General features: G+C 43.0%; 12 protein-coding genes. All 12 read right to left on the bottom strand.

Translation table 11 applies throughout. From position 1 onward, the window contains the following. Positions 1–12: 12 nt before the first annotated feature. The 12 genes from CTY48_RS06430 to CTY48_RS06375 all read right to left on the bottom strand — a co-directional run bounded on the left by CTY48_RS06430 (position 13) and on the right by CTY48_RS06375 (position 13,249). Positions 13–258, bottom strand: coding sequence for a sulfurtransferase TusA family protein (locus CTY48_RS06430; protein WP_099467700.1), 246 nt, complete (start codon positions 256–258; stop codon positions 13–15). After that, positions 251–1,114, bottom strand: coding sequence for a 4Fe-4S binding protein (locus CTY48_RS06425; protein ID WP_099467699.1), 864 nt, complete (start codon positions 1,112–1,114; stop codon positions 251–253). Before CTY48_RS06425 ends, CTY48_RS06430 begins: the two co-directional genes overlap by 8 nt. A 1-nt stretch (position 1,115) precedes the next feature. Continuing rightward, on the bottom strand, positions 1,116–2,357 hold the full coding sequence (locus tag CTY48_RS06420; RefSeq protein ID WP_099467698.1) for an O-acetylhomoserine aminocarboxypropyltransferase/cysteine synthase family protein: 1,242 nt from the start codon (positions 2,355–2,357) through the stop codon (positions 1,116–1,118). A 29-nt stretch (positions 2,358–2,386) separates the two neighbouring features. Beyond that, positions 2,387–3,319 carry a cysteine synthase A gene (gene cysK, locus CTY48_RS06415; RefSeq protein WP_099470089.1) on the bottom strand — a complete coding sequence of 311 codons (933 nt, stop codon included), beginning with the start codon at positions 3,317–3,319 and terminating at the stop codon, positions 2,387–2,389. Positions 3,320–3,539: 220 nt separating this feature from the next. Continuing rightward, positions 3,540–3,971 (bottom strand): RrF2 family transcriptional regulator, encoded by a 432-nt coding sequence (locus CTY48_RS06410; protein ID WP_099467697.1) that lies wholly within the window; start codon positions 3,969–3,971, stop codon positions 3,540–3,542. Between the two features lie 142 nt (positions 3,972–4,113). Further along, a complete protein-coding gene (locus tag CTY48_RS06405; RefSeq protein WP_099467696.1) occupies positions 4,114–4,788 on the bottom strand; it encodes a hypothetical protein in 675 nt (224 codons plus the stop codon). A 249-nt stretch (positions 4,789–5,037) separates the two neighbouring features. Beyond that, positions 5,038–6,291: a sensor histidine kinase gene (locus tag CTY48_RS06400; protein ID WP_099467695.1), complete on the bottom strand. Its 1,254-nt coding sequence runs from the start codon at positions 6,289–6,291 to the stop codon at positions 5,038–5,040. Beyond that, a complete protein-coding gene (locus tag CTY48_RS06395; RefSeq protein ID WP_099467694.1) occupies positions 6,288–6,965 on the bottom strand; it encodes a response regulator transcription factor in 678 nt (225 codons plus the stop codon). Before CTY48_RS06395 ends, CTY48_RS06400 begins: the two co-directional genes overlap by 4 nt. Positions 6,966–7,255: 290 nt before the next feature. Then, entirely contained in the window at positions 7,256–8,161 is a 906-nt protein-coding gene (locus CTY48_RS06390; protein ID WP_099467693.1) for a mechanosensitive ion channel family protein, read from the bottom strand. Between the two features lie 18 nt (positions 8,162–8,179). Beyond that, a complete protein-coding gene (gene glgB / locus CTY48_RS06385) occupies positions 8,180–10,570 on the bottom strand; it encodes a 1,4-alpha-glucan branching protein GlgB (protein WP_099467692.1) in 2,391 nt (796 codons plus the stop codon). A gap of 44 nt (positions 10,571–10,614) precedes the next feature. Beyond that, positions 10,615–11,850 carry a DUF1015 domain-containing protein gene (locus CTY48_RS06380; RefSeq protein WP_099467691.1) on the bottom strand — a complete coding sequence of 412 codons (1,236 nt, stop codon included), beginning with the start codon at positions 11,848–11,850 and terminating at the stop codon, positions 10,615–10,617. Between the two features lie 19 nt (positions 11,851–11,869). Then, positions 11,870–13,249: an aminopeptidase gene (locus CTY48_RS06375; protein ID WP_099467690.1), complete on the bottom strand. Its 1,380-nt coding sequence runs from the start codon at positions 13,247–13,249 to the stop codon at positions 11,870–11,872. Between the last annotated feature and the right edge of the window lies 1 nt (position 13,250).

Here is a 13,250-nt window from a genome sequence, read left to right as displayed (position 1 = left end):
AAGTATTACTATTCAGTCTTCTACCTTGCGTACAATCAGCGTATAAGTGCCGTCCTCATTCTCGTTGAGCTTTAAAATCTGATGTCCTTCTTCCTTAATGCTTCTTGGTACATTCTGAACCGGCTCGCCGTCATTTAATTTGATTGCCAAAATCTGTCCGTCATCCAACTCTTCAAGCGCCACCTTAGCCTTTACAAACGTAACCGGGCAAACAACGTCCGTGATATCTACGGTATCGTCAATGTTAAAATCAGCCATGATATGCTTCCTCCATCTTCTGAATAAATGTTTCTTTTCCGATACGGTCTATCGTAAACTTAAAGCGCTCACTCGGATTGCCGTTATCCGCAAAAAACTGAATTGCCGCATCTGTCACGCGGTAGAGCTGCTCTTCCTGTGTAACTAAGGAAAGTGGTGTCTCTCCCTTTGAGATACTGTTTCCGAACAAACCGCCAAAGGATACAATATATCCCGGGTTTGTGTCCCATGCATCGGTCGGACATGATTTGGCGCATCTTCCGCAGTTGTTGCACTTATCATAATCGACCTCTATCATCTTATCTTCCATTGTGATTGCTTTTTCCCGGCATACCTTGACGCAGACACCACAGTTGATACATTTGTCCTCAATCCACTTTACTTCCAAGGCTCCCTTGATACCTACGTCGTTTTCCTCTGCCTTTAAACAGTTGTTCTGACAGCCGGTCACTCCGAATTTAAACTTATGAGGAAGCTCCCTTCCAAAATATCTCTCGTTCAGCTTTTTCGCGATATCATATGTATCAATGTTGCCACTCGGACAGATTTCACTTCCCTGACATGCCGTCACGGTACGAACTCTCGGTCCGCAGACACCAGGTTTACATCCGCCCTTTGCAAGCTCTTCCTTAACTGCCTCCACATCGTCTACCTTGATAAACGGTATCTCAACACTTTGTCTGGAGGTGAGGTGCACATGGCCGTCTCCGTACTGTTCTGCAACCTCCGCTATTTTTTTTAGATTTTCAGCGGTCAGATTTCCGCCTACTACCTGTATTCTCAAAGAAAAGTTGTTTTTCTGCTTCTGTCTCATGAAGCCGCCCTTTTTCAGCGCCGCATAATCTACCTTCGCCATTTTATTCTCCTCCTAATAAGGCATTCTCAAAATCCGCCTTCAAATCTTCTATATTTTCAATTCCGACACTGACACGAATCAAATCTTGGTATACACCGGAAGCATTTTTTTCTTCATCGGTACAGTGGAGACTGATTGTAGACGCAGGGTGTATCACCAATGTTTTCGTGTCACCCACGTTTGAAATGATAAGCGGTAATTTCAGTGAATTGATTATATGAAAGGCTCTTTCCTTACTTCCTGCACGAAAAGTAATAATTGCACCGTAACCATTTTTCAGCTGTCGTTTTGCCAGTTCATGGTAGGGGCTGTTCTCAAGTCCCGGATAATTTACTGTGATATCTGCGCCAAGTTCCTCCAAAAATTTTGCCAACTTCAAGGCGTTTTCACACTGCCGTTCCATTCTAAGTCCCAAGGTTTCCAAGCCGATACAGTTTAAGAAAGCATTTTGCGGTGACAGACAGGCACCGGTATTTCGAAACAGTCCTTTACGAAGCTTTGCGATATATGCCATCTTTCCAAGCTTGAGGTATTCCTCTAATCCCGGATATTTTTCTTTCGTCCACTTATACGTTCCGCCATCCGTCAAAATACCGCTTATCGCGTCACTGTTTCCGTTTATGTATTTGGATGAGGAACTGACTACAATGTCTGCACCAAGGAAAAGCGGCTTAACCAAAAAAGCGGTTGCTGTCGTGTTATCAATGATAAGCGGTAAATTATGCTTATGTGCAACCTCTGACAACCCCGGTATATCGGTGATATCAAGCTTGGGATTTCCGATTGTCTCCGCAAAAATCAGCTTTGTTCTCTCATTGACTATCTCCTCAAATGCCTGCGGCGTATTCTCCCTTGCATATCTCGTCTTGATGCCAAAGGCTTCAAAGTCACGGAACAAATCGATTGTTCCTCCATATAAACCGGGTGCTGCCGCAATCTCATCTCCTGCCTGCAAAATATTTAAAAAGGCATTTGTCAGTGCCGCCATGCCGGATGCACACGCCACACTTCCAATTCCCCCTTCCAGCATTGTAATTTTGTTTTCAAATGCCTCTATGGTTGGGTTGTTAATTCGCGTGTAAGAAAAACCCGCTGCCTTATTTTCAAAAATACGCTCCAATGTCTCCGCACTCTCATGGGAAAAGGCGCTGGATTGATAGATTGGAATAAGCGTTGCGCCTGCCTCCTGCCTTTTTTTGCCTCCCTTATGTAAAAGTGCTGTGTTAAAACCAAGGTTATCCATGACTGTCTCCACCCTTTTTTCTGTTGTATTTAGCTTGTGTACATGTTTGTCGATAAATATCTGTCTCCTGTGTCTGCATGCAGTACGACAATGTTTTTTCCTTCATTTTCCGGTCTCTTCGCAATCTGAATGGCTGCATAGGTTGCCGCTCCCGCAGAAATGCCGACTAAAATTCCCTCCAAATTTCCGATCGCCCTGCCAAGCTCAAATGCGTCTGCATCTGCAACCCGTATAATCTCGTCATATATCTTGGTGTTTAGGACCTTCGGCACAAATCCGGCTCCGATACCCTGAATTTTATGCGGTCCGGCAATTCCTTTTGATAAAACCGGTGAGCTTTCCGGCTCCACCGCAACAATTTGAATATCAGGATTTTTGGACTTTAAATACTCTCCGACTCCGGTTATTGTTCCTCCGGTTCCCACGCCTGCGACAAAAATATCAATCTTACCGTCGGTATCCTCATAAATCTCAGGTCCTGTTGTCGCTAAATGCACCTTCGGATTCGCTGTATTTTCAAACTGACTCGGTGTAAAGCTATTCGGTATCTCTTTGACAAGCTCCTTCGCTTTTGCGATGGCTCCGTTCATTCCCTTCGAGCCCTCTGTGAGTACAAGCTCTGCTCCGTACGCCCTCATCAGTGTTCTTCTCTCAAGTGTCATCGTCTCCGGCATTACAATAATGAGACGATATCCTCTCGCCGCTGCCACCGAGGCAAGACCAATTCCGGTATTTCCTGATGTCGGTTCAATAATAACGGTATCTTTATTAAGTATTCCTGCTGCTTCTGCTTCATCAATCATTCCCTTTGCAATTCTGTCCTTGACAGACCCGGCAGGATTTAAATATTCCAGCTTCGCCAAAATCTTTGCCTTTGTCTCATACTTTTCCTCGATGTGCACCAGCTCAAGAAGCGGTGTCTTCCCGATAAGCTGATCGGCTGATGTATATATTTTTGCCATAAAATCCTTCCCTTTCCTTTTGTATTTCTTGCCTTTCAGTAAATTATTAACTATAATAAACCTATAAACATACTTTGTCAATATGTTTATATGAATTGGGGACAAAAAAAGTGTGAGCAACGCCCACACATCGCACCCAAGCGGGTTGCGCAGCACCTTTTGACCTCTAATCCTAGTATATAAAAAAATATCGTTACCTATTTTCAGGTAACGATATTTTTTATATCACATAATGATCTGAGTAATTCTCCTCGCCAAGTAAATCCGCGATTGTGATATTCTCAAAATAGTTATGAATCAACTCATTCAGACCTTCCCACATTTCCAAGGTCTTACACTTTGATGCTCGCTCACAGCTATTTGGCTGTTTATCCAAGCATGCCACCGGTGCCAGTGAGCCTTCCGTAAGCTCTAATATACTTCCAACTGTGTACTCCTCCGGCGCTTTTGCAAGCTTGTAGCCGCCGCCCTTGCCCCTTAGAGAAATCAACAGTTCATTTTTGCTAAGTATCGATACAATCGCTTCCAGATATTTTTCCGATATTTCCTGTCTCTCTGCGATATCCATCAGAGTGATGAAATCTCCGCTGTTGTGCTCTGCAAGATCTATCATAACCCGTATGGCATATCGTCCTTTTGTTGAAATTTTCATGTCATCAACCTCCATAGCATATATTATAACAGTGTTTATATGTTTTTCAAGTGGAATATAGAAAAAGACAATTGGTAAACAAAATTTACCAATTGTCTTTTATATCGTTTAAGGGAAATTAAATTATGTTCTAATTAATTCTTTACTTCTGAATTAAAATCGAAGCGATTTCTCCTGAAGCGTCATATTCAATACTTAAAATTGTATCGACTGCAATATCGCTCAGACTGCCTGTTGTCTCTTCGCCGCCGGAAACAACTTTGATAACGCTTTCATCATCCACTGTTATCGTAAGTGTCTCGCCGCTTTCCTCAAATAAAGAACTCATATCGGGTGCTGTTCCATCCCCAGCCGGAGCCTCTCCTGATGGTGCCTGTGCATCTCCACTTGGAGCCTCTCCTGACGGTGCTTGTGCATCTCCACTTGGAGCCTCTCCTGACGGTGCCTGACCATCTTGGCTTGGTTTCTCCTTTGCTGCATCGGCTGAATCACCTGATGGTGCTGTGCCGTCTCCTGACGGGAGCTCCATATCACCCTTTGCTCCTGCCTGCGGCATCTCACCCAGTGCCAAGGTAATTGTACTTCCGTCTATCGCAGTTACCTTTCCAATCACTCTGTCTTCGCTTGCCGCCTGCGCTGTATCTGTCTGAGATGTCTCTGCTTCTGCCGCATCTGTCGTATTTTCCGCTTCGGTTGTTTCTTCCTGTGTGCTCTCACTTGCTGTCTCTGATGCTGCCTCTGTACCGGAGCAGCCAGCCGCTGTGACAATGAGCATTGCTACACAGCTTACTGCTAAAATTCTTTTTAATTTTCTCATAATTTGGGTTTTGCCTCTTTTCTAATTGTCTTTTTTGTTTTCACTTTAATTACTAAAGTAATCACTTTTTACTTCTAAATGTCTAATCTCCAAATATGTAAGCATTGCACCACCCTTCTTTACCGACACACATTTATATCCCTTGTGCCTTCGTTGACTCGATTATAGGTTCAAAACCTTAAATTACTCTTAAAGAATTGAGTGCTTCACTTAGAATTTTAACAGTATTCACAAATCTTTCACATAGGCTTATCCAACATGAAAGGATACCTTGAAAACAGTTCCTTCCTCCTTGCTGCTTGTCACAGAAATTTTTCCGCGATGCATCTCTGTGATTGTCTTTGCAATGGACAGTCCCAGACCGTAGCCGCCTTTTTCTCTCGCTCTTGATTCCTCTGCCCGGTAAAAGCGTTCAAATATATGACTCAAGTGTTCTGCCAAAATAGGCTCACCCGAATTCTTCACAGTCAGATATACCTTTCCCTTATCGGGCTTCTCATAAAGATGAACTTCAATACTTCCGTTTTTCTCCGTATATTTGCAGGCGTTATCAAGCAGTATCATAATGAGCTGCTTTAGCTTTCCGGAATCACCCTGTATCATAATATCCTGCCCGATATCCGCTTCCAGATTTTTTCCCTGTTCAAAAGCAATCGATTCAAAAGGCAGATAGCAGTTCCAGACAACATCACTTAAATTCACTTCCGTCATCATAACGCTTTCCCGCGACGCATCCGATTTTGCCAAAAAAAGCAAATCATTGACCAGCCCGCTCATATGGGATGCTTCCGCCTTAATATACTCAATCCATTTATATTGATGCTCAATCGTATCTTCTCTATGAGCACTCAAAATATCAGCATTTGCCAAAATAACCGTAAGCGGAGTCTTTAGCTCATGGGAGGCATCTGCAATAAACTGCCTCTGACTCTCCCAAGACCTTTCCACAGGCTTCAGCGCCCAGCCTGCCAGATAAATACTGATCATCAAAAATGCGGCAAAACTTGCAATTCCGATAATCAGACAGTTCTTGACGAGGTGAAGCATGCTCAATATATCATTGCTCAAATCATAAAAGATAATTTCACTGCCTTCCGCAGTCTGATTCATCAAATACCGAAGAGATACATCCCAAAGTACACCCGTTCTCTTTCCGCTGCTTACACTGTCTGTGACAATCTCCTCAAGCACTGTATCCTTTATCTCCACGTTATCGCCAATCAGAGTATCGATGCTGTTATCCTCATTCAGCTTAACCGTAAATATCTTAAAGGTGGCAGGCTGTTTATCTCCGCCCTGCGGACCTCCTATCTCCAGCATCGGTTTGCTTGCATAGTCGTCCATACGGTTGCTTCGCTCCGCCGAGGTTTCCATAGCAATGCGGCTTTCCTCCTCCACACGGATAAAGGAAGCAGCTAAAACAGCACCAAAGGCAGTTATTAAAATAACCGTAACGCATATCATGTTAATAAAGATAAATTTCTTTTTCAGCTTTACTATCATTGCGACGCCTCCTCCAAGAAATACCCTATTTTTCTCTGGGTTGCAATGTTCACCTTAGAGCCTAGATATTGCAGCTTTTTTCGCAGAAAGGAGATATATACCTCGACATTGTTGTCCTCCGCATCGGATTCCATGCCCCAAATCTTGCTTATCATCTCATCCTTTGACACTACTACCGCAGGATTAGTGATAAGAAGGCGCATCACCTCAAATTCTTTATGTCCGAGATGAATCGACTTGCTGTCTTTCTGAAGCATATACATAGACAGGTTCAAGGTTATATCAGAAAAGCTAAGCTCATTCATCACAACCTCTCCCTGGCGTCTCGTCAGTGCACGTATCCTTGCCAGCAGTTCATCCGGAACAAAAGGCTTTGTGAGATAATCATCCGCTCCTGAATCCAGACCTGTTATTTTATCTGTCACCTCATCCTTGGCGGTCAACAGGATAACCGGCGTATTTACCTTCGATTTCCTAAGTGCTTTCACCACTTCGAATCCGTTCATTTTAGGCATCATCACATCTAATACAATAATATCATATTGCCCGCTCATCGCGAAATCCAGCCCGTCGGCACCGTCATTTACCGTATCCACCAGATATTTGTTTTCTCTCATAATCTGGCTCAGGGTGTCCGCCAGCCTTATTTCGTCTTCCACAATAAGTACTTTCAATTTTTCTTCTCCTCCCGTATGTAAGATGATTATCCCCTTTTAATCCGTCTCCACTGTCCTTATTATATACCAGCAAGCTTAAAATAGTCTGAATTGAATAAAGTGTGACCAAACCTCACACTTCGCACCCGAACGGGTTGCGAAGCAACTACTTCCACTCCGCGAGGTGCGCATAATATTTTTATATCATAGGAAATCCGAAAGAATTCCCTATGACATAAAACTTCCCGGCTTGTAAAGAGCCGTTTTCTTTGCAAGCCGGGATTATTCATCTTGTATAGTTTCGCTATCTAGCTATTTTCATTTTTGAGTGTCACATCAAGATGCCGATATGGAATCATGATATTCTTTTCATCAAAGTTCAGCTTTATCTGCTCAATGATTCTGCATTTTGCACTCCAATGATCTTCTGATTTGACCCATATTCTTCCGCCGATGATTACCGCGCTGTCCGTAAGCTCCGACACAAATACATCATGATCCTTCTCACTTAAATATGCTGCATCGCCAGTCAGAATGTTCTCAACAATCTGCTTGGCAAGCCTTAAATCGCTTTCATAGCTGATTCCGACCGTAACGTCAAGCCTTCTCTCCTCCTGATACGTCACATTTGTAATGGAATTGTTAATCAGCCCACCGTTTGGCATCGCAATCACCTTATTGTCGCCTGTTAACAGTTTTGTGTAAAAAATATCAATATTTGTGACTGTTCCTTCATTTCCTTTTCCATGCTCAATAATATAATCACCAATTTTAAACGGTTTTAATATTAAAATTAAAATTCCGCCTGCAAAGTTAGAAAGACTTCCTTGCAGTGCCAAACCAATTGCAAGCCCCGCTGAACCGAGTAATGCCACAACGGAGGTACTGTTTAGCCCGAACTGCTGTCCGATAACCAAGAACAACACAATGTAGAGCAGTATCCGAAGCAGGGAATTAATAAACTTAATTACCCCTTCATCTGCTCCTATTTTCGTAAGAGAACGGTCCACCAGCTTAAGCAATAGCTGAATTATCTTTTTGCCTACCACATAAATAATAAGCGATATTAATATAGTTACACCAAAGTTTATAATACCCGGTATCCAGCCTTTAAAATAATCCACAATCAAATTCGGCTCCTTTGCAATTTGTTCGCTGAGGTCTTGAATTTCGTTCAGCGTATCTACCGCACTGCTTTCCGCTGTTGCTAACATAAATTATCTCCTTAAAATCTATCTTTCTTTTCCTTTCGCCCGAATCTCCTGAGCCTCCTTGACCTGCTCTGCCGCAAGCAAGGACTTCTCAAGTTCTGCATTTTCCTCAGCAATTCTCACCTTTTTCGCCAACTCTTCCTTTAGATTGGCGGAGCTTTTCGTCTCTTTCTTTTTAGCCTTCGCCTTAGTCCCCGGCTTCGCCTTCTCCTTCGTCTTAGAGTACTGGAATATGCTGATGCCAAGAGGCGGCACAGTAATACGGATTGAATTGTCCCTTCCGTCACATTCCTCAACCTTTGACTGCTTTACTCTCTTATTTACATGGTCGGCGCCGCCGTATTCGGCTCTATCACTTGAAAAAATCTCTTTATATTTCCCTTCAAAAGGTACGCCGATTTTATAGTTTTCCTGCACGATCGGAACAAAATTACATACAATGAGCAGGAAATCATTCGCATCCTTCGTGTTTCTTGTAAATACAATAATATTTTCCTTTGCGGACATATTATTAATCCATTCAAAGCCCTCCGCCTCATAGTCAAGCTCATATAAGGCTGACTGCTTTTTGTATAACCGGTTTAAATCCCTGACATAGCTTTGCAAAGCAGAATGCTCTGTCTCATTTTGAATCGCCCAGTTAAGGCTTCTCTCCTCAGACCACTCCTCATACTGACCGATATCCTGCCCCATAAACAGAAGCTTTTTACCCGGGTGGGTATACATAAAGCCATAGGCAACTCTCAGGTTTGCAAACTGGTTTGCCCTTTCACCCGGCATTTTTCCTATCATAGAGCCTTTTCCATGCACAACCTCATCATGGGAGAATGCAAGTAAAAACTTTTCGCTGTACGCGTATATCATACTGAATATGAGCTCACCGTAGTGGTGTGTGCGAAAATATGGGTCATAGCGCATATAACCAAGAAAATCATTCATCCAGCCCATGTTCCATTTGTAATCAAAGCCCAATCCATCTTCCTTCGTGTCTCCTGTCACCTTCGGCCATGCTGTGGACTCCTCTGCGATAAGCAGAGCTCCATCCGTCTGTCCCTTAAAGGTATCACTCAACTGCTTTAAAAATTTAATTGCTTCCAGATTCTCATTTCCGCCGTATATGTTTGCCACCCAGTCGCCGCCCTGTTTTCCGTAATCCAGATATAGCATTGAGGCAACTGCATCCATTCGGATGCCGTCGACATGGTATTTTTTCACCCAGAAAATTGCATTGGCAATGAGGAAATTCCGCACCTCCGGTCTTCCGTAATTATAAATCAAGGTGCCCCAGTGCGGGTGCATTCCCTGTCTTGGGTCCAAATGCTCATACAGGCATGTTCCGTCAAAGCTCGCAAGCCCGAAAATATCCTTCGGAAAATGAGCCGGAACCCAATCCAATATGACTCCGATTCCCTCTTTATGCATATGATTTATAAAATACATAAAGTCTTTCGGACTTCCGTAGCGGCTCGTCGGTGCATAGTAACCTGTGACCTGATAGCCCCAGGAAGCATCCAACGGATGTTCCATAACAGGCATAAGCTCGATGTGAGTATACCCCATCTCCTTCACATAGTCCGCAATCATAGGTGCAAGCTCTTTGTAATTGTAAAATTCTCTTCCATCCTCCGGCTTTCTCCAAGAGCCTAGATGAAGCTCATAGACAGACATCGGTTCGATGTCGCTCTTTCTTTTTTTTCTGCCTGAAAGCCACTTCTCGTCTGTCCATTTAAAACCTTCCAAATTTGTGACAACAGAGGCAGTCTCCGGTCTAAGCTGTGTCTCATTTGCGTAAGGATCTGATTTTAAGCCCGGTAAACCGCTCTGGAATTTAATTTCATATTTATATAAATCACCGACCTTTACCTCCGGAATAAACAGCTCAAAAATTCCCGAGTTCCAAAGCCTTCTCATCTGATGGGCTCTTCCGTCCCAATGGTTAAAATCACCGACAACGCTCACGCGGAGAGCAAAAGGTGCCCATACGGCAAAAAGTACCCCCTCTACCCCCTTCAGAGTCATTTCATGCGCTCCCATTTTTTCATAAATCTCATGGTGGATTCCCCGATTAAATTTCTCGGCTTCTTTCTGTGTGATAACAGTCGGAAAGAAATACGGGTCATAAATCTCTCTCGTCTTTCCCTCTTTATCTTCTATGATATAAGTATATTCCGGTATAGATTTCCTTGGAAACAACAGGGCAAAAAATCCGTCCTCGTGCTGCATTTCCATCGGGTACTGCTTCTCATTGTTCTTTAGCTTTACCCATATCTGGCTGGCATCCGGCACAAACGCCTGTATCACCAGACCATTTTCCGTTACATGAGGGCCTAATACTCCATGCGGATTATCGTCCTCCGAATATATAATCCCGTCAATTGCCGCCCAATCCATCAAATCGTATATTTTACTCATACCAAATCCTCCCATCAATTTTTTTTATTTACATTTCCTTGATTTTAAAGCGTATGAATAAACAGTCCACTTCTCAGCTTTGGTTCAAACCATGTAGATTTCGGAGGCATCAGCCTGTTTGCGTCTGCAACATCAAACAGTTCACTGATTTTAGTCGGATACATGGAAAATGCGACTTTCATATCTGAATGAACACGTCTCTCCAATTCTTCCAAACCTCTGATTCCTCCGATAAAATCAATTCTCTTGTCCGTTCTTGGGTCCTTGATATTTAAAACAGGTGTTAATAAATGGTTCTGTAAAATAGACACATCCAATCCTTCCACCTCATCTTTGGATAAGATATGTTCCTTTGCCGTCAGCTTATACCATGCATCTTTCAGATACATGCCAAAGCTTCCTTTTTCACTAGGAGCAAACGGTTTCGCTCCTATGCTTTCTATGTCAAAATTCTCTGCTGCCTGTTCCAGAAAGGCTTCCTTCGTAAGCCCGTTTAAGTCCGTCACAACACGGTTATAAGGCAGTATCATCAATTGATCGTCCGGAAAAAGAACGGATAAGAAGAAATTATATTCCTCATTTCCGATATGATTTGGACTTTCCTGCCGCCTTTTTAAGCCTACCTTTACCGCGGATGCCGCTCTGTGATGTCCGTCCGCAATATAAATCTGTCCGATTGCACCAAAGGTGTTTGCGATGAGTTCCACACTATCCTTATCACCGACTTTCCAGACACGATGCGTCACCTTATCTTCTGCCGTAAAGGAATACAGTGCTTCCTCCTTCATTTTAGCCGAAACCAATTCATTGATTGTCTGATTAGAGCGATAAGCTAAGAAAATAGGACCGGTCTGTGCATTACAAGTATCGACATGCTTAATTCGGTCAATTTCCTTTTCTTCTCTTGTGTTCTCATGCTTCTTAATCACGTTATTTGCGTAATCATCGATGGAGGCGCAGGCAACAATACCTGTCTGTGACCTGCCGTCCATAACCAGCTCATAAATATAGTAGGCATGCTCCTTATCATTCACAAAAGAGCCGTCTCCAATCATCTCCCAAAGGATATCGTGTGCCTTCTGATAAACTCTTTCATCATAAGTATCCACACTTTCGTCAAACTGTGTCTCCGCACGGTCAATCTTCAAAAAAGACATTGGCTCCTTCTCCACCTCTGCCAGCGCTTCTGTTCTGTTGTACACATCATACGGCAAAGCTGCAATTTTATCTGCCAGCTCTTTTTTGGGTCTCACACACTCGAATGCTTTTACTGTCGCCATTTTATCCTCCTGTTTCGCCTTAAGCTTCCTTTAAAAATGCAACATAGCCCTTTTTCGCCTCGTAGAGGTCTGCCTTGCTTCCGATTTCCCACGGAGCATGCATATTGTGAAGGGCAACACCGCTGTCGATTACTTCCATGTTGTAATTAGCAAGAATATAAGCGATTGTTCCTCCGCCGCCTTGGTCTACCTTACCAAGCTCTGCTGTCTGATAAGCAACATTATTTCTATCAAAAATATTGCGAAGCTGCGCAACATATTCTGCGTTTGCATCGTTGGAGTTCGATTTTCCTCTGGAACCTGTATATTTGTTGATAACAAGACCTTTTCCAAAATATGCAGAGTTGTTCTTCTCCATTGCCGACGGATAATTCGGGTCAAATGCCGCACTTACATCGGAAGAAAGCATCTTGGAATTCTGGAACGCTCTTCTGAGTAAAATTTCAGAATAATCTTCTGTACAGTTTATAATTTCTGCCACTGCATTTTCAAAAAACTTGGAGTGCATTCCCGTTGCTCCTACGCTTCCAATCTCTTCCTTATCTACAAGAAGGCACACGGAGGTCTTTTTACTTTCCTCTAACTCAAGCAATGCCTTATAGGAGGAATATGCACATATTCTGTCGTCATGTCCATAGCCCATAATCATACTTCTGTCCATTCCGTAATCTCTTGCTCTTCCGGCTGGCACAGCTTCAATTTCCGCTGAGATAAAGTCTTCCTCCTCAATATCATATTTATCCTTTAAAAGCTTTAAAATATTTGCTTTTACTGCATTTTTTTCCTCGCCCTGAAGCGGAATACTTCCCACAAGAAGGTTCAGGCTCTCACCCTCAATTACCTTGCTTGCCTTTTTGTCCATCTGCTCGCCAGATAAGTGAATCAACAAGTCAGATACACCGACTACCGGATCGGTCTCTGCCTCTCCGATTACAATGTCCACCTTGGTTCCGTCTTTCTTCACAACCACGCCGTGAAGAGCGAGAGGAAGCGTTACCCATTGATACTTCTTGATTCCACCATAATAATGCGTGTCAAGCATTGCAAGCTCTGTGTCCTCGTAGAGCGGATTTTGCTTTAAATCCAGACGCGGGGAGTCAATATGTGCTCCCAATATGTTCATTCCTGCCTCGATCGGCTCATTTCCGATTAAGAAAAGTGCCACAGCCTTATCCATATTGTTTACATATACTTTATCGCCTGCCTCTAACACACCTTCATTTAAAATCACTTGTTTCAAATCGCGATAGCCTGCCTTTTTTGCTTCCTTAATTACACGCTTTACGCATTCTCTTTCTGTTTTACACTCTGATATAAATTCCTTATATCCTTCGCTAAATTCAAATACTTCTTTTAATTGGGCTTCATTATAGCCTTCCCATGCCGTTTTTTTACTCATA

Origin of the sequence: Konateibacter massiliensis (genome assembly GCF_900184995.1) — a bacterium.
In the GTDB taxonomy this organism is placed as follows: Bacteria; Bacillota; Clostridia; order Lachnospirales; family Lachnospiraceae; genus Lachnotalea; species Lachnotalea massiliensis.
Note: the sequence above shows the minus strand (reverse complement) of the source record. Positions and strands in the feature narration are given on the sequence as shown.